This is a genomic window from Variovorax sp. Varisp46, assembly GCF_059491885.1.
Genome location: NZ_CP168515.1, coordinates 2,968,850 through 2,989,652, shown reverse-complemented (window position 1 = coordinate 2,989,652; position 20,803 = coordinate 2,968,850). Strand labels below are relative to the sequence as shown.

Annotated in this window: 24 protein-coding genes; 10 read left to right on the top strand and 14 right to left on the bottom strand. The window is 66.9% G+C overall.

Annotation, left to right across the window (positions count from 1 at the left end; all coding sequences use genetic code 11):
* The first annotated feature begins 1 nt into the window (after nucleotide 1).
* Entirely contained in the window at nucleotides 2-1,045 is a 1,044-nt protein-coding gene (locus ACEN9N_RS14100) for a C45 family autoproteolytic acyltransferase/hydrolase (protein WP_495656328.1), read from the top strand.
* The gene (locus tag ACEN9N_RS14095; RefSeq protein ID WP_413315076.1) at nucleotides 1,005-1,979 is read left to right on the top strand and encodes a MurR/RpiR family transcriptional regulator; all 975 of its coding nucleotides are present in this window, start codon (nucleotides 1,005-1,007) and stop codon (nucleotides 1,977-1,979) included. Before ACEN9N_RS14100 ends, ACEN9N_RS14095 begins: the two co-directional genes overlap by 41 nt.
* 31 nt (nucleotides 1,980-2,010) lie before the next feature.
* On the opposite strand, the gene ACEN9N_RS14090 is transcribed toward ACEN9N_RS14095, so the two are convergent.
* The 7 genes from ACEN9N_RS14090 to pyrG all read right to left on the bottom strand — a co-directional run bounded on the left by ACEN9N_RS14090 (nucleotide 2,011) and on the right by pyrG (nucleotide 8,019).
* Nucleotides 2,011-2,964, bottom strand: a complete 954-nt coding sequence (locus tag ACEN9N_RS14090; protein ID WP_495656327.1) for a hypothetical protein — start codon at nucleotides 2,962-2,964, stop codon at nucleotides 2,011-2,013.
* Nucleotides 2,965-2,992: 28 nt separating this feature from the next.
* Nucleotides 2,993-3,664 carry an AAA family ATPase gene (locus ACEN9N_RS14085; RefSeq protein ID WP_495656326.1) on the bottom strand — a complete coding sequence of 224 codons (672 nt, stop codon included), beginning with the start codon at nucleotides 3,662-3,664 and terminating at the stop codon, nucleotides 2,993-2,995.
* Nucleotides 3,661-4,284, bottom strand: a complete 624-nt coding sequence (pnuC, locus tag ACEN9N_RS14080; protein WP_495656386.1) for a nicotinamide riboside transporter PnuC — start codon at nucleotides 4,282-4,284, stop codon at nucleotides 3,661-3,663. Before pnuC ends, ACEN9N_RS14085 begins: the two co-directional genes overlap by 4 nt.
* A 135-nt stretch (nucleotides 4,285-4,419) precedes the next feature.
* Nucleotides 4,420-4,698, bottom strand: coding sequence for a cell division protein FtsB (gene ftsB, locus ACEN9N_RS14075; protein WP_007835683.1), 279 nt, complete (start codon nucleotides 4,696-4,698; stop codon nucleotides 4,420-4,422).
* Nucleotides 4,699-4,717: 19 nt separating this feature from the next.
* On the bottom strand, nucleotides 4,718-6,001 hold the full coding sequence (gene eno, locus ACEN9N_RS14070) for a phosphopyruvate hydratase (RefSeq protein ID WP_413315073.1): 1,284 nt from the start codon (nucleotides 5,999-6,001) through the stop codon (nucleotides 4,718-4,720).
* 48 nt (nucleotides 6,002-6,049) lie between these two features.
* A complete protein-coding gene (locus ACEN9N_RS14065; RefSeq protein ID WP_007835679.1) occupies nucleotides 6,050-6,340 on the bottom strand; it encodes a DUF1330 domain-containing protein in 291 nt (96 codons plus the stop codon).
* Complete coding sequence (gene pyrG, locus ACEN9N_RS14060; protein ID WP_007835677.1) at nucleotides 6,337-8,019, bottom strand: CTP synthase; 1,683 nt, start codon at nucleotides 8,017-8,019, stop codon at nucleotides 6,337-6,339. Before pyrG ends, ACEN9N_RS14065 begins: the two co-directional genes overlap by 4 nt.
* Before the next feature lie 123 nt (nucleotides 8,020-8,142).
* On the opposite strand from pyrG, the gene coaBC reads away from it, so the two are divergent.
* The 4 genes from coaBC to ACEN9N_RS14040 all read left to right on the top strand — a co-directional run bounded on the left by coaBC (nucleotide 8,143) and on the right by ACEN9N_RS14040 (nucleotide 10,961).
* Entirely contained in the window at nucleotides 8,143-9,366 is a 1,224-nt protein-coding gene (coaBC, locus tag ACEN9N_RS14055) for a bifunctional phosphopantothenoylcysteine decarboxylase/phosphopantothenate--cysteine ligase CoaBC (RefSeq protein ID WP_495656325.1), read from the top strand.
* On the top strand, nucleotides 9,366-9,833 hold the full coding sequence (locus ACEN9N_RS14050; RefSeq protein WP_056590869.1) for a hypothetical protein: 468 nt from the start codon (nucleotides 9,366-9,368) through the stop codon (nucleotides 9,831-9,833). Before coaBC ends, ACEN9N_RS14050 begins: the two co-directional genes overlap by 1 nt.
* Entirely contained in the window at nucleotides 9,830-10,276 is a 447-nt protein-coding gene (gene dut, locus ACEN9N_RS14045) for a dUTP diphosphatase (protein ID WP_007835673.1), read from the top strand. The genes ACEN9N_RS14050 and dut overlap by 4 nt, the downstream gene beginning before the upstream one ends.
* A gap of 184 nt (nucleotides 10,277-10,460) precedes the next feature.
* Complete coding sequence (locus tag ACEN9N_RS14040; protein WP_007835672.1) at nucleotides 10,461-10,961, top strand: outer membrane lipoprotein; 501 nt, start codon at nucleotides 10,461-10,463, stop codon at nucleotides 10,959-10,961.
* 66 nt (nucleotides 10,962-11,027) lie between these two features.
* Here the strand turns inward: ACEN9N_RS14040 and ACEN9N_RS14035 are convergent, their stop codons facing one another.
* Nucleotides 11,028-11,552, bottom strand: a complete 525-nt coding sequence (locus tag ACEN9N_RS14035; protein ID WP_413315070.1) for an FKBP-type peptidyl-prolyl cis-trans isomerase — start codon at nucleotides 11,550-11,552, stop codon at nucleotides 11,028-11,030.
* A gap of 14 nt (nucleotides 11,553-11,566) precedes the next feature.
* Here ACEN9N_RS14035 and ACEN9N_RS14030 point away from each other — a divergent pair, with 14 nt between their 5' ends.
* The 3 genes from ACEN9N_RS14030 to ACEN9N_RS14020 all read left to right on the top strand — a co-directional run bounded on the left by ACEN9N_RS14030 (nucleotide 11,567) and on the right by ACEN9N_RS14020 (nucleotide 13,564).
* Nucleotides 11,567-12,709 (top strand): JmjC domain-containing protein, encoded by a 1,143-nt coding sequence (locus ACEN9N_RS14030; RefSeq protein ID WP_495656324.1) that lies wholly within the window; start codon nucleotides 11,567-11,569, stop codon nucleotides 12,707-12,709.
* Nucleotides 12,699-13,202 (top strand): hypothetical protein, encoded by a 504-nt coding sequence (locus ACEN9N_RS14025; RefSeq protein WP_495656323.1) that lies wholly within the window; start codon nucleotides 12,699-12,701, stop codon nucleotides 13,200-13,202. Before ACEN9N_RS14030 ends, ACEN9N_RS14025 begins: the two co-directional genes overlap by 11 nt.
* 95 nt (nucleotides 13,203-13,297) lie before the next feature.
* Nucleotides 13,298-13,564 (top strand): hypothetical protein, encoded by a 267-nt coding sequence (locus ACEN9N_RS14020; RefSeq protein WP_495656322.1) that lies wholly within the window; start codon nucleotides 13,298-13,300, stop codon nucleotides 13,562-13,564.
* Between the two features lie 79 nt (nucleotides 13,565-13,643).
* Here ACEN9N_RS14020 and ACEN9N_RS14015 read toward each other — a convergent pair whose 3' ends face one another.
* From ACEN9N_RS14015 to ACEN9N_RS13990, 6 genes are all read right to left on the bottom strand, one after another.
* A complete protein-coding gene (locus ACEN9N_RS14015; protein ID WP_007835666.1) occupies nucleotides 13,644-14,420 on the bottom strand; it encodes an MBL fold metallo-hydrolase in 777 nt (258 codons plus the stop codon).
* A 5-nt stretch (nucleotides 14,421-14,425) separates the two neighbouring features.
* Nucleotides 14,426-15,505: an NlpB/DapX family lipoprotein gene (gene bamC / locus ACEN9N_RS14010; protein ID WP_007835664.1), complete on the bottom strand. Its 1,080-nt coding sequence runs from the start codon at nucleotides 15,503-15,505 to the stop codon at nucleotides 14,426-14,428.
* Nucleotides 15,506-15,621: 116 nt separating this feature from the next.
* The gene (gene dapA, locus ACEN9N_RS14005; protein ID WP_042673732.1) at nucleotides 15,622-16,470 is read right to left on the bottom strand and encodes a 4-hydroxy-tetrahydrodipicolinate synthase; all 849 of its coding nucleotides are present in this window, start codon (nucleotides 16,468-16,470) and stop codon (nucleotides 15,622-15,624) included.
* Between the two features lie 120 nt (nucleotides 16,471-16,590).
* A complete protein-coding gene (locus ACEN9N_RS14000; protein WP_413315065.1) occupies nucleotides 16,591-17,160 on the bottom strand; it encodes a class I SAM-dependent methyltransferase in 570 nt (189 codons plus the stop codon).
* Nucleotides 17,161-17,173: 13 nt separating this feature from the next.
* A complete protein-coding gene (locus ACEN9N_RS13995) occupies nucleotides 17,174-17,314 on the bottom strand; it encodes a hypothetical protein (protein WP_200936025.1) in 141 nt (46 codons plus the stop codon).
* An 18-nt stretch (nucleotides 17,315-17,332) separates the two neighbouring features.
* The gene (locus ACEN9N_RS13990; protein WP_007835659.1) at nucleotides 17,333-18,559 is read right to left on the bottom strand and encodes an MFS transporter; all 1,227 of its coding nucleotides are present in this window, start codon (nucleotides 18,557-18,559) and stop codon (nucleotides 17,333-17,335) included.
* A gap of 239 nt (nucleotides 18,560-18,798) precedes the next feature.
* Here ACEN9N_RS13990 and ACEN9N_RS13985 point away from each other — a divergent pair, with 239 nt between their 5' ends.
* Nucleotides 18,799-20,796 carry a DNA topoisomerase IV subunit B gene (locus ACEN9N_RS13985; protein ID WP_495656321.1) on the top strand — a complete coding sequence of 666 codons (1,998 nt, stop codon included), beginning with the start codon at nucleotides 18,799-18,801 and terminating at the stop codon, nucleotides 20,794-20,796.
* The last annotated feature ends 7 nt before the right edge of the window (nucleotides 20,797-20,803 follow it).

Genomic DNA, 20,803 nt, shown 5'->3' with positions numbered 1-20,803 from the left:
CATGCCGACATTGAATTACCTTGAGGCCGGGGGATCGCCCTTCGAAACGGGGCGCATGCTCGGCCGCTTCGGCGCCGCGGCCCTGCAGGACTATGCGCGGCATTCGCCCGCCTGGGCGACGGTGATGCGCCATCGTGGCGCACCCGCAGCCGAGGCGATGGCCACCTTGGTGCGCACGCGTTTTCCGCGCATCTGGGACGAGCTGCAGGGCCTCGCCGCCGGGCTGGAACTGCCGTTCGAAGACGTGTTCCTGTGGAACAGCCGCGGCGACTTGTGGGCCATGGCACCGGACGGTTGCACCACGGTGCAGGAAGCGGGTGCGCTGCGCCGCATCACCCACAACGAAGACGGCGATCCGGCCTTCGCGGGACATTGCGCGATCGCGGTGTGTGCGATGGAAGGCGGGGCGTCCTTCGCGTCCTTCGTTTATCCGGGATCGCTGCCGGGCCACACCTTCGCCGTGACCGAGGGCGGCTTCGCGATGACGGTCAACAACCTGCGATGCCTGAAGGTGCGGCCCGGCGTCCCACGGATGGTTCTCACGCGGGCACTGCTCGAAGCGGCCAGCCTGCGCGAGGTGCGCGCGCTGCTTGCATCGAACGAACGTGCAGGCGGCTTCCACCTGACCGTGGCGCACCGGTCCACGCCCGAACTGCTCAGCGTGGAGTTCAGCTCAGAAGCCTGTTCGGTCGTTGAGGTCGTTGGCCGGAGGCTGCATGCCAACCACGCGCTGCATGCTGCGCTGAGCGATCTGCCGCAGATCGTCACCGGCTCGTCGCGGCACCGGCAACTGCGCGGCGATGCCTTGCTGGCCGACGGCGATCCGCTGCGCCTGCTGGCCGACAGCGGTGATGCGTCGTTCCCGATCCTGCGCACCGATCCGGCCGACAGCGACGGCGAGAACACGATGGCGACCGCGGACATCCGCATCGGCCCTTCGTGCGTCGAATGGCAGGTGTACGAGCATCCAGCGCAGCCGCCGCGGTTCCATATGATCGACGGCCATGCAAGCATCGAAAAAAGCCAGCGAACCCAACCCACCTGACGCCGAGAACGATGGCGCTTCGCCGCCTCGAACGGTCGAGGCACTGCGTGCGCTGACGGTGCGCGTGGGGCGGGGCGATGCGCTGATTTCGATGGGCGGCAAGGCGCACAGCGTGCTAGCGCGCCTGGTCGAGCGACCGGAAGAGGTTGCCGTGCGCACGATCACCGAACTCGCCGAATCCCTGGGCGTGAACGCGTCGACGCTGACGCGTCTGGCGACCCGTCTCGGCTATGCCGGCTTCGTCGATTTCCAGACGGTGTTCCGCGACGGGCTGGCGTCCCGGCACCGCCATTTCTACAGCGAGCAGGCCGGCCGCCTGGTCGCGCATGCCTCGGAGCGCTCGCAGTCGGATGGGCCCGGGCAGCGCCCGGAGATCGACACCATGGTGCAGATTGCCAAGGACTCGATCGCCAACACCGAAGGCTTCCTCGCGCAGCTCTCGGCCGACGAACTGCAGCAGGCGGCCCGGCTGCTGGCCACGGCCCCGCGGGTTCGCGTGCATGGTCTTCGGCAGTTCAGCGCGTTGGCAAGTTTCCTGGCCTATGGGTTGGCGATGGTGCGCGGCGACGTGGCCCTGCTCGATCCGCACGGGCTGGGCGTGGCCGAGGGGCTGGCCCAGTTGCAGCCCGGCGACCTCGTGGTGGTGACGAGCGTCGAGCCCTACACGCGCAGCATCGCCGAGACGGCGGCCGCTGCCGCCAAGGCCGGCGTGATCGTCATCGCCATCACCGACCACCGCGCGTCGCCGCTCGCGGCCTTCGCGAAGCACGCCTTCTTCGTGCCGCACGGCAGCACCTTCTTCAGCAATTCGATGGGCGCCTATGTCATCTTCTGCGAAGGCCTGCTGAACCTGGTCGCGACCAGCCTGGGCAAGAAGGCGCTGAAGGCGCTCGAACGGCGAGAGCGCTTCATCGCAGACCTGGGCATCGAGTAGCACTGCGCGTCGAGGCGCGCACGTTCGGCATTCAATCGTCGAAGCCGCCGAACACGATGTCGGGTGCGCTGGTGTTGTGGCGCGAAGGCTGGCTGCGCCCGAAGCGAACGTGCGTGGCGTTGAGCGACTTGACCTCGGGCAACGGCAGGGTTTGCGCCGCGGCCTGCGGCGCTGACTGCCAGCGCACCTCGCTCACGTCGGCGTTGTCGGGCGCGACGTACATCGAGCGCAGCACCGCGAAGGGCTGAGCGCTCGCGGTGGGCTTCGAGAGCGTCACGTCGAGCGCGGTGCGTGCGCGGCTGATTTCGTCCACGCGCACCACGGCGCTGCCGCCGTCGGTGAAGCGCACCTGGATGGCCAGCGGCCGGGGCACGATGCGGATCGACGCGATGTTCACCACCGGCCGCGCCGCCGCCTCGACCGGGCCGAGCAGGAACGACGAGCCATACGCCCCGTCGCCGAAGCGGGCCTCGGGCAGCGGCTTGATGCGCCAGTAGCCATCGGACGGGTAGAGAACGATCGCTTCAAGCGCTTTGCCGTTCTCTTTCTTGAACACCTGCAGCAGGTGAAAGCCGCCGTCCTTGCGCTTGCCGATCTGCACGGGCACGCGCTGCGGCCGCCAGAAGGTGGGCAGTGTCATGCCGACGATGCGCCACTGCGCGTTGTCCATCAGCACGACGGTGCGTTTGCGGAAGCGGTGCGCCGGGTCGGTCGGGTGGGCCCCGCCGTCGAAGTTGCAGCCCGAGAAGTCGGGCTTGGTGACGTCGTTGCCGACCTTGTCGAGGTAGTCGGGCTGCAGTGCCTCGATGCGCAGGCGGCGGATCCCGTCGCCGCGCAAGGTCAGCGACACGTTGTCTTCCTCTGCGCAGGCGGTGGTCGTGGTGCCGTTCTCGACGGTGGCGGCGACAGGGGCTGCGGTAGCCGGCAGCAGCGCGGCGAAGGCGCTGCAGATCAGGGCGACACGCGCGACGGAACGAAGAGGCATCGGGTCTCCGGTGATGGGATGGGGCGCGCTACTCGCGGCGCGCGATCAGGTCGCTGAAAAGCTTATGTTCGCATTCCGGGTCGGAACACTTCTCGCAAGGCCATGACCACGAGGCGGGCTTCGCGTCGGACTGGGTGCGCGCGCGGGGCCGGCCCTCGCTGCCGGCGATGGAATTGATGGCGTTCCAGGCATTGGCGAGCCGCTCGCCGCCCGTGCCATGCACCACGGCGTACGAGAGCTTCGCGCCCGCGAGCGCGGCGCGCACCAGCGTGTCGGTGGGCTGGCGCGCGTGCGGGCCGTCGCGCATGTCGTCGGCCATCCAGGGCAGGTCGAGCGCGGTGAGCAGCGTGATGGCATAGCGCCGCTGCGCGGCCAGCGCGCTGTCGTAGAGCGTGGTGTCGGCGAACAGCTGCTCGCTGTAGACAGCCGTCATGAGCGCCGTGGTGTCGGCCACCACCACGCCGGAGGCGGCTGCGGCCTCGATGCGGCGGGTCTGCTCTTCGGCGATGGCCCGTTGCTCGTCGGGGCGCGGCGTGCGGGCTTCGCGTTCGCACCATTCGCGCAGGTACTCGCTCACCAGCATCGTCGGCGTGCCGCGGTCCTTCAGGCGCTGCGCGATGGCGCGGGCCAGCTCGGTCTTGCCGGTGCTCTCGGCGCCCACGAGTGCGATGACACAGCCGGTCGGCAGCGTGGGCGTCATGCGCGTACCACCTCGGCCGGCATGCGCTGCCGCCACGCGACGTAGCCGGCCACGCTGAGCACGGCGAACACCGCATACAGGCCCACGGTGAGCCACAACCCTTTGTGGATGAACAGGCCCACGCTCACGATGTTCACGGCCAGCCAGATCAGCCAGTTCTCGATGAACTTGCGCCCGAGCAGGAACTGCCCGACCAGGCTCAGGCCGGTGGCGAAGCCGTCCCACCAGGGCACGTCGGTGTCAGTGAAACGGCGCAGAAAGAGGGCGACGGCCGGCCATGCCAGTGCGCAGGCGGCTAGAGTGAAAGCGATGCCGCGCGGCGAGAGCCGGGCGACATGCAAGGCGCTGCCGTCGGCCCGGTGGCCACGCAGCCATTGCGCCCAGCCCCACAGGGCGACGAAGGCGAAGAAGACCTGGAGCGAGGCATCGCCGTAGATGCGCGCCTTGGCGAACACCACGACGTAGAGCAGCGAACTGATGATGGCCAGCGGCCATCCCCAGTGAATCTCGCGCATGTTGCAGCCGACCATGCCGAGAGCCAGCACGGCTGCGATGAATTCGAGCCAGCTGACAGGAGAGCCCCAGAGCAGGAATGCCGGGGCCGAGAGAAGCTCGAGGATCAGGTTCACCCCCGAAGGGCACCGTCGCGGTCTGTTCGTGGGACACCGCGGAGCCGGTTTTTCCGGGCCGCCGGCGTCGCCCCCTGGAAGGGGGTTGGCGAAGCGACACGAAGTGCGCGAAGACTGGGGGTCATCCTAATGAGCGATCTGTACGAACACTTCGTTCGGTTTGACCATGCCGAGCTCCGCGCGCGCGCGCTCCTCGACCATCTCGAGGCCGTTCTTGAGGTCGTTGACCTCGGAGGTCAGGCGCTCGTTGGTCAGCGTGGCCTTGGCGTTGGCTTCTTTCTGGTCGGCCAGCTTGGTGCGCAGCTGGGCCACGTCGCGCACGCTGCCGCGCCCGTTCCAGAGCTGCCACTGCAGGATGGCCAGCAGGAGCAACAGGACGATCGGAGGAACGAGGCGGGCGCGCATGCCGCGTGGCGTCCGGGCGTTACTTCAGGTTGTAGAACGCGCCGCGGCCGGGGTACACGGCGATGTCGCCGAGATCTTCTTCGATGCGCAGCAGCTGGTTGTACTTGGCGATGCGGTCCGAACGCGAGAGCGAACCGGTCTTGATCTGGCCGGCGTTGGTGCCCACCGCGATGTCGGCGATGGTGCTGTCCTCGGTTTCGCCCGAGCGGTGCGAGATGACGGCGGTGTAGCCCGCGCGCTTGGCCATCTCGATGGCGGCGAAGGTTTCGGTCAGCGTGCCGATCTGGTTGATCTTGATGAGGATCGAGTTGGCGATGCCCTTGTCGATGCCCTCTTGCAGGATCTTGGTGTTGGTGACGAACAGGTCGTCGCCCACCAGCTGCACGCGCTTGCCCAGGCGTTCGGTCAGGTGCTTCCAGCCGTCCCAGTCGCCTTCGTGCATGCCGTCCTCGATGCTGATGATCGGGTACTTGTCGACCCAGTTCGCGAGCATGTCGGTCCAGCTTTCGGCCGTGAGCGAGAGGTTCTCGCCCGACAGCACGTACTTGCCGTCCTTGTAGAACTCGCTGGCCGCGCAATCGAGGCCCAGGGCGATCTGTTCGCCAGCGGTGTAGCCGGCCTTGTCGATGGCTTCCAGGATCAGCTGGATGGCTGCTTCATGGCTCTCGACGCTGGGGGCGAAGCCGCCTTCGTCGCCGACCGCCGTGCTGATGCCGCGATCGCCCAGGATCTTCTTCAGGGCATGGAACACTTCGGCGCCGTAGCGCACGGCCTCGCGGAAGCTCTTGGCGCCCACGGGGATGATCATGAACTCCTGCAGGTCCAGGCTGTTGTTGGCGTGCGCGCCGCCGTTGATGACGTTCATCATCGGCACCGGCAGCTGCATGCCGCCCATGCCGCCGAAGTAACGGTACAGCGGCAGGCCCGATTCCTCGGCCGCGGCGCGGGCCACGGCCATCGACACGGCGAGCGTGGCGTTGGCGCCCAGGCGGCCCTTGTTGTCGGTGCCGTCGAGGTCGATCATCGTGCGATCGAGGAAGGCCTGTTCGCTGGCGTCGAGGCCCAGCACGGCTTCCGAGATCTCGGTGTTGATGTTCTCCACGGCCTTGAGCACGCCCTTGCCGAGGTAGCGGCTCTTGTCGCCGTCGCGCAGCTCGATGGCCTCGCGCGAACCGGTCGATGCGCCCGAGGGCACGGCCGCGCGGCCCATGGTGCCCGATTCGAGCAGCACGTCGCACTCGACGGTGGGGTTGCCTCGGCTGTCGAGAATTTCGCGGCCGACGATGTCAACGATTGCACTCATCTTCTGTCTTTCTCTTTCTGGTCTCTTTGGCGGATGAATAAATGGGGATCAGAGGCCCTCGACGGCGATCATGTTCATGATCGCGGCGCCGGCACGCGCCTCGCGCGCCTTGAGGTACTCGGGCGTCTCGTAGAAGGCCTTGGCCTTCTCGAAGCTGGGGAACTTGAGGATCACCACGCGCGTGGGCTTCCAGTCGCCCTCGAGCGGCTGCACCTGGCCGCCGCGCACGCACACTTCGGCGCCATGCGCCTGCATCGCGGCGCTGGACCACTTCTTGTATTCCTCGTACTGCGTCGGGTTCGTGACCTCGACGTGGGCGATGACGTAGCCGCTGCTCATGCGACAGCCTTCAACGTCTTGTTGGTGCTGCCCGCGCCCTTTTCCTTGTGGTCGAGCGCCGCCTTGATGAAGGCGTTGAACAGCGGGTGGCCGCCCCACGGCGTCGACTTGAACTCGGGGTGGAACTGCACGCCCATGAACCACGGGTGCACGTCCTGCGGCAGCTCGACGATTTCGGTCAGATGCTCGCGCTGCGTGAGCGCGGAGATCACCAGGCCGGCGTTGCGCAGTTCGTCGAGGAAGTTGACGTTGGCTTCGTAGCGGTGGCGGTGACGCTCGGTGACCACGTCGCCGTAGATGCTGTGGGCCAGCGTGCCGGGCGTGACGTCGGAGCTCTGCGCGCCCAGGCGCATGGTGCCGCCGAGGTCGGACTTCTCATCGCGCGTCTTCACGGTGCCGTCGCGGTCCTTCCACTCGGTGATCAGCGCGATCACGGGGGTGGGCGTCTCGGGGTCGAACTCGGTGCTGTTGGCGTTCTTGAGGCCGGCCACGTGGCGGGCGTATTCGATGGTGGCAACCTGCATTCCCAGGCAGATGCCGAGGTAGGGCACCTTGCCTTCACGGGCGAAGCGGGCCGCCGAGATCTTGCCCTCGACGCCGCGCTGGCCGAAGCCGCCGGGCACCAGGATGGCGTCGTACTTGGCCAGGCGCGACACGTCTTGTGCCGAGATGGTCTCGGAGTCGATGTAGTCGATCTTCACCCGGGCATGGTTCTTCATGCCGGCGTGGCGCAGTGCTTCGTTCAGCGACTTGTAGCTGTCCGACAGGTCGACGTACTTGCCGACCATGGCAATCGACACTTCCTTTTGCGGATGCTCGACCTCGTAGACCAGGTCGTCCCAGCGCTGCAGCTTGGCGGGCGGCGTGTTGATGCGCAGCTTGTCGCAGATCAGGCCGTCCAGGCCCTGTTCGTGCAGCATGCGGGGCACCTTGTAGATGGTGTCCACATCCCACATGGAGATCACGCCCCATTCGGGCACGTTCGAGAACAGCGAGATCTTGGCGCGCTCGTCGTCGGGAATCGGCCGGTCGGCGCGGCACAGCAGCACGTCGGCCTGGATGCCGATGGCGCGCAGTTCCTTGGCGGTGTGCTGCGTCGGCTTGGTCTTGAGTTCGCCGGCGGCGGCGATCCAGGGCACGTAGCTCAGGTGCACGAAGGCCGAGTTGTTCGGACCGTTGCGCAGGCTCATCTGGCGTACCGCTTCGAGGAAGGGCAGCGACTCGATGTCGCCCACGGTGCCGCCGATCTCGACGATGGCCACGTCCACCTCGTGCGCCGTGCCGATGCCGGCGCCGCGCTTGATGTATTCCTGGATCTCGTTGGTGATGTGCGGGATCACCTGCACCGTCTTGCCGAGGTAGTCGCCGCGGCGTTCCTTCTCGAGCACGGTCTTGTAGATCTGGCCGGTCGTGAAGTTGTTGGCCTTGCGCATCCGCGTGTTGATGAAGCGCTCGTAGTGGCCGAGGTCGAGGTCGGTCTCGGCGCCGTCATCGGTGACGAACACTTCCCCATGCTGGAAGGGCGACATCGTGCCGGGGTCGACATTGATGTACGGATCGAGCTTGATGAGGGTGACTTGGAGGCCGCGCGATTCGAGGATCGCGGCGAGCGAGGCGGAGGCGATTCCCTTGCCAAGGGAAGATACGACACCACCGGTGACGAAGACAAATTTGGTCATGCCAGTTCCGGATGCGTGAATCCGGGCAGTGGGAAATTGCGATTATAGATGTGCCCTTTGCGACACCCCCCGCCAAGGGCTTGTTGCCGTTTGTTCGATGGCCTATGAGCAACAATACGGCCCATGCAAGATCTCGCCGGCAAACACATCGTCCTTGGCCTCACCGGAGGCATCGCCTGCTACAAGTCGGCCGAGCTGTGCCGGCTGTTCGTGAAGGCCGGGGCTACTGTCCAGGTCGTGATGACCGAGGCGGCCGAGGAGTTCATCACCCCGGTGACCATGCAGGCGCTCTCGGGCCGCACCGTCTACACCTCGCAGTGGGACACGCGTGAGCCCAACAACATGCCGCACATCAACCTCAGTCGCGAGGCCGATGCGATCGTGCTGGCGCCCTGCAGCGCCGACTTTATCGCTCGCCTCGTGCAGGGCCGCGCCGACGACCTGCTGAGCCTGATGTGCCTGGCCCGCCCGATGGACCGCGTTGCGCTGCTGATCGCGCCGGCCATGAACCGCGAGATGTGGGCCCATCCCGCCACCCAGCGCAACCTGATGCAGGTGGCGGCCGACGGCGCAACCGTGCTGGGCGTGGGCAGCGGCTGGCAGGCCTGCGGCGAAACGGGCGATGGGCGCATGCTCGAACCTGCGCAGCTGCTGGAGGACATCACGGCCTTCTTCCAGCCCAAGCTGCTGGCGGGGCAGAAAGTGCTGGTCACGGCCGGCCCGACCTTCGAGGCGCTCGACCCGATCCGCGGCATCACCAACCATTCGTCCGGCAAGATGGGCTTTGCCATCGCCCGCGCGGCCCGCGAGGCGGGGGCCGAGGTCACCCTGGTGGCCGGCCCGGTGCATCTGCCGACCCCGCGCGGCGTGACGCGCCTCGACGTGCTGTCGGCGCAGGACATGCTCGAAGTGACCACCCATGCCGCGCAGTCTGCTAGCATTTTTGTAGCGACTGCCGCCGTGGCCGACTGGCGTCCGGCCACGCAGAGCGATCAGAAGATCAAGAAGGACGGCAGCGGCAAGACGCCGGTGCTCGAGTTCGTCGAGAACGCCGACATCCTCCTGAGCGTTGCCAAGAGCGAGCGGGCACAGGCCCGAAAGCTCTTCTGCGTGGGCTTCGCGGCGGAGAGCGAGAACCTCGCCGAGCACGCCAAGGCCAAGCGCGAGCGCAAGGGCATTCCGCTGCTGGTGGGCAACATCGGCCCGCTGACCTTCGGTCAGGACGACAACGCGCTGCTGCTGGTGGATGCCAAGGGCGTGCGCGAGCTCCCGCGCGCGCCCAAGCTCACGCTGGCGCGAGAACTCATGGCCGAGATTGCCGCTCGACTTCCCGACTGGAGGGCCTGATGAATCCCCATCCCCAGTGGAACACGCCACCGAACGGCGACTTCGCCCGTTATGTCGAGCGGCTGTCGGCGCAGGCCGCGCTGCCGAAGCGGGCGGCGAAAGAGGGCGAGCCCGGGCTCGACGTCGGCATGGGCCCGTCACCCGGCCAGCAGGGGCCGGTGAGCGCGGCCATGCAGCGCAGCGCAGAACTGCCGAATGGCGAAGTGCCGAAGAAGGAGCCTGGCTCCTTCGACCCCCTGACCCTCAAGGTGCTGGGCGCCGTCGGCGCGCTGGTGTTCCTCGTGCTGTGGGCCTCCGGCGTGCCTTTCGGCGTGCTGCTCCTGCTGGCGGGCGTGGCCATCTGGTTCGGCAAGAAATTGAAGGGCGTGAAGCTCACCCCCGGCGTCGCCAAATGGCAGCAGGTGCTGGAAGAGGCGGCCCGCAAGCAAAGAGAACAGCAACAGAAGCAAGGCAGCAAGCAAAAGTGAAAGTCGACGTCCGTATCCTCGATCCGCGCATGGTGGATCAATTGCCCGCATATGCCACCCCTGGAAGCGCCGGCCTCGACCTGCGGGCCTGCCTCGATGCCCCGATCACGCTGGAGCCCAACGGCTGGCAGCTGGTGGGCACGGGCATCGCGATCCACCTGGCCGACCCGGCCTATGCGGCGCTGATCCTTCCGCGCTCGGGGCTGGGCCACAAGCACGGCATCGTGCTCGGCAACCTCGTCGGCCTGATCGACAGCGACTACCAGGGCGAACTGAAGATCAGCGCCTGGAACCGCAGCGACACACCCTTCGTGCTGCAGCCGATGGAGCGGCTCGCCCAATTGGTGATCGTCCCCGTGGTACAGGCGCAATTTCGGGTGGTCACAGACTTTGCACCTTCGCAACGCGGCGAGGGCGGCTACGGCTCCACGGGCAAACATTGAGCAAATGCTGAAGGGAAGCTGAGTTTCGGGGCGGTAAAGACTGGAACTGGCGAAGGCCGGGCGGCCTCGAAGGTTTCAGTGTGTGTTCTGGCGTCATCGCGGCGGACGCTGCGGCGTTAGTCAGGCACACGCAGGGTGCATGCATTCATCATTCGTGCACTGTTCTATCCGAGGAGCCTCCAACATGAAGATCTCAATGCGCTTTGTTTCCGTCACCGCTTCCGTGCTGGCCGTGGCCACGCTCACGGCATGCGTGGCACCGGCGCCCGTCTACCAGACCTCGCGCTATCCGTACCAGGCGCCCCCGCAGGCCATCCAGTACCGCGAAGCTTCCTACGTCGAGTACGGCCACGTGGCCAACATCGAGGTGCTGCGCAGCGAAACAGCCGGCACCGGCACCACCGGCGGCGGCGCTGTCGCCGGCGGGGTCATCGGTGGTGTGGTGGGCAACCAGTTCGGGCGCGGCAATGGGCGTGCGGCGGCCACCGCGCTGGGCATCGTGGGCGGCGCCCTGCTGGGCAACACCATCGAGGCTCAGCAGAACGGGCCACGTGCCTATGAAACCTACCGCGTGTCGGTGCAGACCGACAACGGCGGTTACCGCGCCTTCGATGTGCAAAGCCCGGGCGACCTGCGCATCGGCGACCGTGTGCGCATCGACAACGGCCAGATCTCGCGCATGTAGCCGTCGACGATCTTCCGTACGCAAAAAAGCCGAGCATGCTCGGCTTTTTCTTTGGCTGACGGAGCCTCAATGCAGCGTATGGTTGCCCGGTGCCATCGGCGCGACCTTGAAGAAGCCCGTGCCCGCCGAGCCGCGGCCGACTTCCTCTTCGGTGGCCTCGCGCACGGAGCGCACTGTGATGTCGAGCCGGATCGCGATGCCTGCCAGCGGATGGTTGCCGTCCAGCACCAGATGCTCCGGATAGATCTCGGCCACGGTGTAGATCGCGTCTTTTGGAATGTCGCTGTTCACGCCCTTGGGAAGGGCGGAGCCGTCGAAGGTCATGCCTTCTTCCGTGCCTTCGGGAAAAAGCGAGCGCGGCTCCAGGAAGAGCAACTGGTCGTTGAAGTCGCCGAAGCCCTGTTCGGGTTCGATCTGCAGCTGCACCCGGGCGCCGGGCTCATGGCCTTGCAGGGCCGCTTCGATCACGTCGAAGAGGTCGTCGCCGCCGACCATGAATTCCACCGGCTCGTCGAGCACGTCCAGCACGTCGCCGAGCGTGTCTTTCATGGTCCAGGTCAGGCCGACCACGCATTGTTCAGAGATTTCCATTGCAGAATTCTCCCATGGAGATCAATCAACCCCTGCCATTGCTCGGCGGCCTGAGTGCCGCGCAGTTCATGCGGCGGCACTGGCAGAAAAAACCCTTGCTCGTCCGACAGGCGATACCCGCGATGGTGCCACCGATCGAACGTGCTGCGCTGTTCTCGCTGGCCGAACGCGAGGAGGTCGAATCGCGGCTCATCCGGCATGGCAAGGCCGGCTGGTCGCTCAAGCATGGGCCGCTGGCCCGGCGTGCCTTGCCGCCGTTGAAGCAACCCGCCTGGACGCTGCTGGTGCAGGGCGTCGACCTGCATCACGAAGGCGTACACGAACTGTTGCAGCAGTTTCGCTTTCTGCCCGACGCTCGCCTCGACGACCTGATGATCAGCTATGCCAGCGATACCGGCGGGGTAGGCGCGCATTTCGACAGCTACGACGTGTTTCTGCTGCAGGCGCAGGGGCGTCGCCGCTGGTCCATCGGCAAGCAGAGCGACCTGCGCCTGCAGCCGGGCGTGCCGCTCAAGATCCTCGAGAACTTCGAACCCGAGCAGACCTTCGTGCTCGAACCCGGCGACATGCTGTACCTGCCGCCGCGCTATGCCCACGACGGCGTGGCCGTGGGTGACGACTGCATGACCTGTTCCATCGGCCTGCGTTCGTCCGCATTGGGCGAACTCGGCGCCGACCTGCTGGCGCGCATGGCGCAGGCGTACGCCGAAGACCTGGAAGATGCGGGGCCTGCCGAGCTGGCGCGCTACCGTGACCCGATGCAGCCGGCGGTCGATGCACCCGCGCAGATGCCCGCCGCATTGCAGGGCTTCGCCCGCAAGGCCATCGAGGCCGCACTGCGCGATGCCGACGCCGTCGATCGCGCACTTGGCGAGTCGCTCACCGAGCCCAAGGCCAATGTCTGGTTCGGCGAAGGCGGCGAGGCACCCGATGCAATGCAGCGCGTGGCACTCGACCGCCGCACGCGCATGCTCTACGACACGCGGCACATCTACATCAACGGCGAGAGCTTTCGCGCGGGAGGGTCCGACGCCACGCTGATGCGCCGCCTTGCCGACCGGCGCGCGCTGGATTCCCGCGAGCTGGCCCGTGCCAGCGAAGGCGCTCTCGCGCTGCTTGGCGAATGGTGCGAGGCAGGTTGGCTTCATGCCGAATGATCACACCGGAGCGCCGCTGAGCGAAGGCCGCTTCGATGGCCGCGAAGCCTTCGATGCGATCCTGCGTGCCGCACTGTCGGCCGCCGCGCGGGAGGGCTGGAAGGAGATCGTCTTCAGCGACCCCGACTTTGCCGACTGGCCATTGGGCGAGCGCGCGAGCATCGAGGCGTTGCAGACCTGGTCGGCAAGCGGCCGCCGCTTCGTGCTGCTCGCCCAGCGCTTCGATGTACTCGAACGCGGCCACGCGCGCTTCGTGCCGTGGCGCCGCATGTGGGACCACATCATCGAATGCCGCGCGACCGGCAAGGCCGCGGGCTCCGAAGTGCCCAGCGCCATCTGGACGCCCACCTGGTTCGTGCATCGCATCGACCCCGAGCGCAGCCGCGGCGTGAGCGGCACCGATGCGCCCGCCCGCCGCGCCTTGCGCGATTCGATCGACGAATGCTGGCGCATCGCGCGGCCGGCGTTTCCGGCATCGACATTGGGCTTGTAAGCCAATGCCGCGAATGCGGCCGCGAGACATATTCGGACAGGTGGGCAGGTCTAGAATTTTTTTCGTTCCAGACCTTCATTGCCAAAGGAGATTCCATGAAGAAGTCATCGTCCGTCCTGGTTGCCTCGCTGATTGCCGCTGCCGCGCTCGTCGCCTGCGGAAAGAAGGAGGATGCTGCGCCGGCTGTCGTGACGCCGCCTCCTGCACCCGTGACCGAACCCGCGCCTGCGCCTGCGCCCGCACCTGCCACCGATCCGGCCGCATCGGGGGCGGCAACGCCGGCGCCCGGCGCATCGTCCGCGCTCGACGCGGCGAACGCAGCCACCGAGGCAGCGAAGAAGAACGAAGCGCCGAAGCAATAGGCCAGGCCTCGGCACCCGCCATGATGAAAGCCGCCACGAGGCGGCTTTTTTTCTTAGGAGAGCGTGAGGATCGCGCGGCTCATACGTCGAGCCAGGGCGAGCCCTGCGATGCCGTGGCGGTGAGCATCTCGGCCTCGTCGCCGCCGAGGGCCTCGGCCATCAGGCGGCGCACGATCTCGGGTCGATTGTTCTGCTCGCTCAGGTGTGCAGCCACCACGTGGCGCAAGCCGTCGTGCAGCACCGCGCGTGCGATCTCTGCGGCGGCCGTGTTCGACAGGTGGCCGTAGTTGCCGCCGACACGATGCTTGAGAAAGGGCGGATAGGCCGAATTGGCCAGCAGATCGCTGTCGTGGTTGAACTCCAGCAGCAGCGCATGCACGCCGCTCAGGCGGGCCAGCACGTGGGCCGTGGCGTGGCCCAGATCCGTCAATACGCCCAGCGTGCGGTTGCCGTCGGTGCAGCGAAGCTGCAGCGGCTCGCGCGCATCGTGGGGCACGGTGAAGGGCTGCACGCAGATGTCGCCGACCTCGAACTCGGCGTCGTCGCGCGCCAGGTTCAGCAGGCCCTCGAAATCGCGCCCGCCGGTGGCGAGCCACGTGCCTTCGCTCATCCAGACGGGGATGCGGTTGCGCCGCGACAGCGAATGGGCGCAGCCGATGTGGTCGCCGTGCTCGTGCGTGACGAAGACCGCATCGATGTCGCTGGCGGCGAGGCCTGCCTGGGCCAGCCGCAGATCGAGCTGCTTGAGGCCGAAGCCGCAGTCGATCAGGAGGCGGGAGGTGCGCCCGGCGCTGGTCGCTTCGACCAGCGCGGCGTTGCCCGTGCTGCCGCTGCCGAGGCTTCGGAAGCGGAGCATGCGGGTTACTTCAGGTCGTCTGCGATGACCTTGACGATGCGCTCGGCGTTGGCCGAGGTTTCAGGTGCGCCGGCTGCGTCGAGCACGGACACCGTCGTGGCTTCGCCCTGTCCCTTGACCGAGATGCGGAACTTGATCGGTGCTTCGTCCTTGGGCGAGCTGCTGAACAGCTTGCCGAAGAAGCCGGGCTCCTTCTTGTCGGGGTTGGGGGTCACGTAGCGCACGTAGTACAGGCCGGCGCTGCGGTCGCGGTCTTCCACGGTGAAGCCGGTGCGGTCGAGCGCGAGCCCGACGCGGCGCCATGCGCGCTCGAAGCCTTCGCTGATCTGCACGACCGGCTGGTTGCCGACCTTGGCGACGGTGGCGGTCTTGGTCGTCGCGGTGGTGGCGGCCAGGATCTTCGACTGCTCCTGCGAGACGCCGAGCTTGACCATCAGGCGGCGCAGGAATTCGGTCTCGAGCTCAGGATCGCTGGGGCGGGGCTGCCACACGGTCTGGTCCTGGCGCGAGTTGTTGTAGACCTCCTGCATGCCGCGGTGGCTGATGAAGATCTCGGTGCCGTTGGGCGTGCGTTCCAGGCGAGTGCGGAAGCGGTCGAGTTCGCCGGTCGAGTAGACCGAGTCGACCAGCTTGCCCAGCGTGCCGCGGATGATGTCCTGCGGCAGCTTGGCGCGGTTCTCGGCCCAGTCGGTTTCCATGATGCCCAGGTTGCGCTGGTCGGTGGTCAGCAGGAAGCCGCTTTCCTGCCAGAAGTCCTTCACCGGGTCCCAGAGCTGGTCGGGCGTACGGTTGACGACGATCCATCGCTGCGTGCCCGAGCGCTCCATGCGCACGTCGCCGAGGTTGCTCACGGCGGTGGGCACGCCCGGGGCGTTGGCGATGCCGGCCTGGTAGGCATTGGCGGTCACGGCGCCGCCGGGGATGGCGTAGCGGTTGTCGCGCGAGAGTTGGGAGAGATCGGGTGGGACTTCGAGCGTCGGGGCCTTGCCTGCACTCTTGTAGTCGATCTTGTCGCTCTCGAGGACGGAGCAGGCGGCGAGGCTGGCAACGAGGGCCAGCAGTGCAAGTCGCGAAAGGTTCTTCAACGTCGTCTTCCTTGTTGGAATGGTTCGGTCAATCTAGGGGCCGCAGTGCCCGCCATCTCAGAGCACGGTTCGGGCAAAAGGTTGCTTAACCTTGCTGCGGCCAGGGGAAAGGATGCTCAGCCCTTCAGCAGGCCGGTGGCGCGCAGGGCGCCTTCGACCGCGGGGCGGCTCGCTTCGCCGAGTTCGGTGAGCGGCAGGCGCAGCGTGCCGCCGCACAGGCCGAGCCGTGCCATGGCCCACTTCAGCGGGATCGGGTTGGGCTCGACGAACAGGTTGCGGTGCAGCGGCATCAGCTCGAACTGGATCTGCATGGCGCGCTTGACGTCGCCCGCCAGTGCCGCCACGCACAGTTCGTGCATCTTGCGCGGCGCGACGTTGGCCGTGACGCTGATGTTGCCCTGGCCGCCGCAGAGCATGAGCGCGACCGCGGTCGGGTCGTCGCCGGAATAGACGGCAAAGTTCTTAGGCAGGTCGCGAATGAGCCACTGGGCGCGCTCGATGTTGCCGGTGGCTTCCTTGATGCCGATGATGCCGGGCACCTGCGCCAGTCGCAGCACGGTGTCGTGCGCCATATCGGCAACGGTGCGGCCGGGCACGTTGTAGAGCACGACGGGCAGGTCGCCCACGGCTTCGGCGATGGCCTTGAAATGCTGGTACTGGCCCTCTTGCGTGGGCTTGTTGTAGTACGGCACGACCTGGAGCTGCGAATCGGCGCCCACGCCCTTGGCGAACCTGGCGAGTTCGATGGCTTCCTTGGTCGAGTTCGCGCCGCAGCCGGCCATCACGGGCACGCGGCCCCGGGCCTGCTCGACCGAAACACGGATGATTTCGCAGTGCTCTTCGACATCGACCGTCGGCGATTCGCCGGTGGTGCCGACCACGCCGAGGCAGTCGGTGCCTTCTTCGATGTGCCAGTCGATGAGCCGCCGCAGGGCGGGGTAGTCGACACTGCCGTCGTCGTGCATCGGCGTGACGAGCGCGACGATGCTGCCTGTCAGTTGCTCCAAGGGGAATCTCTTTGTCGGTGGACGAAAGTGCCGATTCTACTTACTCCGGCGTGCCGCAAGACAGCCGCCCCGGGCCCCTCAGTTTCCCGCAAGGAGGTGCCGGGGCGGCTGGCCGTCGTTGCTGCCAGCGGGGCGGACGGCGGCAATGCGCTGCACGAAGCGCGCAGGTTCGGGCATGAAGCCGTCCTCGTAGGCCACCACGCGCAGGCCGGTGCAGGCCGTCAGCAGTTCGCCGGGCTGCAGCAGGAAGTCGGGGCGAGAGGGCTTGCCGACGGTCTCGTTGCCCGCCGCGAAGGTTTCGTAGAGCAGCACGCCGCCCGCTGCCACCGCGGCCACGATGTCGGCCATGCGCGGGCGCCAGAGGTAGTTGGTGACGATCACGGCGCCAAAGGCCTGGCCGGCGAAGGGCCAGGGGCCCGACTCGATGTCCGCCGAGACGGTGCGGCCGAAGGCGCCGGCCGCCGCTATGGCTTCAGGCGAGCGGTCGACACCGGTGGCCGGATGCCCGCGGCCCGCGAACCACTGCATGTGCCGCCCGGCGCCGCAGGCCACGTCGAGCACCTTGGCGCCGGGCGCGAGCAGGTGCGTCCAGCGAACGATCCATTCGGAAGGCGCGGACAGGCCGTGCATCGGTACAGCATCTTTCATGGCGGGGCGGGCCTCAGAAGCAGGACCAGATCTGGTCGACCAACGTCACGAGGAAGTCCGGGTGGACGTAAAGCGCGAACACGCCGCCCAGCACTGCCAGCGCGGCGGCCAGCCAGCCCGCGTGGACGATGTGGTGGCGCATTTGCGAAGTCATGGCCGTGTTTATACGCAATCAGCCCGCGGCCCCCAGCGGCTGTGGCGACGAGCGCGAGATGGCGCTTTCCTTCACCGGCAGGTTGATCAGCGCCGCGAACACGCCCAGCGCGACCGCGATGTACCAGACGATGTCGTAGCTGCCCGTGGTGTCGTACAGGTAGCCGCCAAGCCACACGCCCAGGAACGAGCCCACCTGGTGGCTCAGGAACACGAAGCCGCTGAGCATCGACAGGTGCGCCACGCCGAAGATGCCCGCCACGATCGCATTGGTCGCGGGCACAGTCGACAGCCACAGGAAGCCCATCGCCGCCGAGAACACATACACGCTGAGCGGTGAGATCGGTACCAGCAGGAACAGCGCGATCGACACGGCCCGCGCGAAATAGATCGCCGCCAGGATCTTGCGCTTGGCCAGCTTCTGCCCCAGCAGCCCCACCGTGTAGGTGCCGAACACGTTGAACAGCCCGATCAGCGCCAGCGCATAGCCCGCCACTTCGGCCGGCAGGCTCCGGTCGCGCAGGTAGGTCGGCATGTGGATGCCGATGAACGCAAGCTGGAAGCCGCAGACGAAGTACCCCGCCATCAGCAGCCCGAAGCTCGGATAGCGGAAAGCCTCGCCCACCGCCTGCAGCACCGATTGTTCGCGGTGCCCGGCCAGCGCGGACGTCTTCGGTTCGCGCAGGCCGAAGGCCATCGGGATGATCACGAGCACCAGCACCGCCACCACGGCAAGCGCCGTCTGCCAGCCCAGGTGGCCGATCAATCGCCCCTCGATGGGCGCCATCAGGAACTGCCCGAAGGAGCCGGCCGCCGCCGCAACGCCCATCGCCCACGATCGCCGTTCAGCCGGAATCTGCCGACCGATCACGCCGTAGATCACCGCATAGGTCGAGCCCGCCTGCGCCGCGCCGATCAGCACGCCCGCGCTCAGCGTGAAGAGCAGCGGCGTCGGCGAATGCGCCATGCCGAGCAGACCCAGCGCATAGAACACCGAGCCGCCGATCAGCACCCGGAACGCGCCGAAGCGGTCGGCCAGCATGCCCGCGAACACCCCGAAGATGCCCCATGAAAGATTCTGGACCGCCAGCGCGAACGAGAAGGTCTGCCGGCTCCAGTCCTGCGCCTGCGTGATCGGCTGCAGCCAGAGCCCGAAGCCGTGGCGGATGCCCATCGACAACGTGACGATCATGGCCCCGCAGAACAGGACTTGCTTGATGGAGAGGACGGGGGCTGGGGCTTGCATCGCGTCGAATGTAGCGACTTGAGGGCTTCGGCAGGCGGCAGGTCGGCCGACGGCATTGATGATTTATCGAGGCGGCTTTGATGCGACCGGCGCATCAAACGAACTCGCCTCGCTGGCCTATGCCGGCCGGGCCATCGTCAACGAGCAAGTCCGGTCATCGTGCCAACCTTCGGCTCCTGATCGAAGGTTCCTGTATGGGTATCCAGTCATTTGGTGGCGACTGACTACAATCCGCCCCCATGGCGACTCCCCTCAAGACTCCCCCCAGTTCAGCGTCCGCATCGTCCGGCTACTCGGAAGGCTCCATCCGCGTGCTCAAGGGCCTCGAGCCCGTGAAGCAGCGCCCGGGCATGTACACCCGGACCGACAACCCGCTGCACATCATCCAGGAAGTGCTCGACAACGCCGCCGACGAGGCGCTGGCGGGCTATGGCAAGAAGATCAAGGTCACGTTGCATGCCGACGGCTCGGCCAGCATCGAAGACGACGGCCGGGGCATTCCGTTCGGCCTGCACCCCGAAGAAAAGGCCCCCGTGATCGAGCTCGTGTATACCCGCCTGCACGCGGGCGGCAAGTTCGACAAGGGCTCGGGCGGTGCCTACAGCTTCTCGGGCGGCCTGCACGGCGTGGGTGTTTCGGTGACCAATGCGTTGTCCAAGCGGCTCGAAGTCACCTCGCACCGCGAAGGCTCCGTCGCCAAGCTGGCCTTCAGTGCCGGCGACGTGATCGAGGCGCTCGAAATCCGCAAGCTCGAGGCCGGCGAGCGCCGCCAGGGCACCACCGTGCGCGCCTGGCCCGACGCCAAGTATTTCGAGACCGCCGTGCTTCCCATGGGCGAGCTCACGCACCTGCTGCGCAGCAAGGCCGTGCTGATGCCTGGCGTGAGCGTCACGCTCGTCAATGAGAAGACCAAGGAAACCCAGCAGTGGCTCTACAAGGGCGGCCTGAGCGACTACCTCATGCAGACGCTCAACGGCGACCCCGTCATTCCGCTGTTCGAAGGCAGCGGCCACGCTGACAAGAACGCCGACAACTTCGCCGAAGGCGAGGGCGCCGACTGGTGCGTGGCCTTCACGGAAGACGGCCAGCCGGTGCGCGAGAGCTACGTCAACCTGATTCCCACCAGCGCCGGCGGCACGCACGAAAGCGGCCTGCGCGACGGCCTGTTCACCGCCGTGAAGGGCTTCATCGAGCTGCACTCGCTGCTGCCCAAGGGCGTGAAGTTGCTGCCCGAGGACGTGTTCGCGCGCGCCTCGTACGTGCTCAGCGCCAAGGTGCTCGACCCGCAATTCCAGGGCCAGATCAAGGAACGCCTGAACTCGCGCGACGCGGTGCGCCTGGTGTCGAGCTTCGTGCGCCCCGCGCTCGAACTGTGGCTCAACCAGCACGTCGACTATGGCCGCAAGCTCGCCGAGCTGGCCATCAAGGCCGCGCAGACGCGCCAGCGCGCCGGCCAGAAGGTCGAGAAGCGCAAGGGCTCCGGCGTGGCCGTGCTTCCCGGCAAGCTGACCGACTGCGAGAGCAAGGACATCAGCCACAACGAAGTCTTCCTGGTCGAGGGCGACTCCGCCGGCGGCAGCGCCAAGATGGGCCGCGACAAGGAAAGCCAGGCGATCCTGCCCCTGCGCGGCAAGGTGCTCAACACCTGGGAAGTCGAGCGTGACCGGCTCTTCGCCAACACCGAGATCCACGACATCTCGGTGGCCGTGGGCGTCGACCCGCACGGCCCCAACGACACGCCCGACATGAGCGGGCTGCGCTACGGCAAGGTCTGCATCCTGAGCGATGCCGACGTGGACGGCTCGCACATCCAGGTGCTGCTGCTCACGCTGTTCTTCCGGCACTTTCCGAAATTGATCGAAGTCGGCCACGTGTATGTTGCAAAGCCGCCATTGTTCCGGGTCGATGCACCTGCGCGCGGCAAGAAGCCGGCCTCCAAGGTTTATGCGCTGGACGAAGGTGAACTCACCGCCACGCTCGACAAATTGCGCAAGGACGGCGTTCGCGAAGGCGCCTGGAGCATCAGCCGCTTCAAGGGCCTGGGCGAAATGAGCGCGGAACAATTGTGGGAAACCACGCTCAATCCAGACACCCGGCGCCTGATGCAGGTCCAATTGGGGCGGTTCGACTTCACGGCCACCCAGGGCGAGATCACCAAGCTCATGGGCAAGGGCGAAGCGGCAGCGCGGCGCGAACTCATGGAGTTGCGGGCCGACGATGTCGACATCGACGTCTGATTCCTCC

What these genes read in the sequence shown, in the direction of transcription:
- ACEN9N_RS14090 (WP_495656327.1), bottom strand. Translation starts at nt 2,964, where the DNA reads ATGCCTCTTCGTTCCGTCGCGCGTGTCGCCCTGATCTGCAGCGCCTTC.
- ACEN9N_RS14025 (WP_495656323.1), top strand. Translation starts at nt 12,699, where the DNA reads ATGCCGAATGATCACACCGGAGCGCCGCTGAGCGAAGGCCGCTTCGAT.
- ACEN9N_RS14040 (WP_007835672.1), top strand. Translation starts at nt 10,461, where the DNA reads ATGAAGATCTCAATGCGCTTTGTTTCCGTCACCGCTTCCGTGCTGGCC.
- ACEN9N_RS14095 (WP_413315076.1), top strand. Translation starts at nt 1,005, where the DNA reads ATGCAAGCATCGAAAAAAGCCAGCGAACCCAACCCACCTGACGCCGAG.
- ACEN9N_RS14065 (WP_007835679.1), bottom strand. Translation starts at nt 6,340, where the DNA reads ATGAGCAGCGGCTACGTCATCGCCCACGTCGAGGTCACGAACCCGACG.
- ACEN9N_RS14035 (WP_413315070.1), bottom strand. Translation starts at nt 11,552, where the DNA reads ATGGAAATCTCTGAACAATGCGTGGTCGGCCTGACCTGGACCATGAAA.
- coaBC (WP_495656325.1), top strand. Translation starts at nt 8,143, where the DNA reads ATGCAAGATCTCGCCGGCAAACACATCGTCCTTGGCCTCACCGGAGGC.
- pyrG (WP_007835677.1), bottom strand. Translation starts at nt 8,019, where the DNA reads ATGACCAAATTTGTCTTCGTCACCGGTGGTGTCGTATCTTCCCTTGGC.
- ACEN9N_RS14030 (WP_495656324.1), top strand. Translation starts at nt 11,567, where the DNA reads ATGGAGATCAATCAACCCCTGCCATTGCTCGGCGGCCTGAGTGCCGCG.
- eno (WP_413315073.1), bottom strand. Translation starts at nt 6,001, where the DNA reads ATGAGTGCAATCGTTGACATCGTCGGCCGCGAAATTCTCGACAGCCGA.
- ftsB (WP_007835683.1), bottom strand. Translation starts at nt 4,698, where the DNA reads ATGCGCGCCCGCCTCGTTCCTCCGATCGTCCTGTTGCTCCTGCTGGCC.
- ACEN9N_RS14050 (WP_056590869.1), top strand. Translation starts at nt 9,366, where the DNA reads ATGAATCCCCATCCCCAGTGGAACACGCCACCGAACGGCGACTTCGCC.
- dapA (WP_042673732.1), bottom strand. Translation starts at nt 16,470, where the DNA reads ATGCACGACGACGGCAGTGTCGACTACCCCGCCCTGCGGCGGCTCATC.
- ACEN9N_RS14100 (WP_495656328.1), top strand. Translation starts at nt 2, where the DNA reads ATGCCGACATTGAATTACCTTGAGGCCGGGGGATCGCCCTTCGAAACG.
- ACEN9N_RS13990 (WP_007835659.1), bottom strand. Translation starts at nt 18,559, where the DNA reads ATGCAAGCCCCAGCCCCCGTCCTCTCCATCAAGCAAGTCCTGTTCTGC.
- ACEN9N_RS14000 (WP_413315065.1), bottom strand. Translation starts at nt 17,160, where the DNA reads ATGAAAGATGCTGTACCGATGCACGGCCTGTCCGCGCCTTCCGAATGG.
- ACEN9N_RS14085 (WP_495656326.1), bottom strand. Translation starts at nt 3,664, where the DNA reads ATGACGCCCACGCTGCCGACCGGCTGTGTCATCGCACTCGTGGGCGCC.
- ACEN9N_RS13995 (WP_200936025.1), bottom strand. Translation starts at nt 17,314, where the DNA reads ATGACTTCGCAAATGCGCCACCACATCGTCCACGCGGGCTGGCTGGCC.
- ACEN9N_RS14015 (WP_007835666.1), bottom strand. Translation starts at nt 14,420, where the DNA reads ATGCTCCGCTTCCGAAGCCTCGGCAGCGGCAGCACGGGCAACGCCGCG.
- ACEN9N_RS13985 (WP_495656321.1), top strand. Translation starts at nt 18,799, where the DNA reads ATGGCGACTCCCCTCAAGACTCCCCCCAGTTCAGCGTCCGCATCGTCC.
- ACEN9N_RS14020 (WP_495656322.1), top strand. Translation starts at nt 13,298, where the DNA reads ATGAAGAAGTCATCGTCCGTCCTGGTTGCCTCGCTGATTGCCGCTGCC.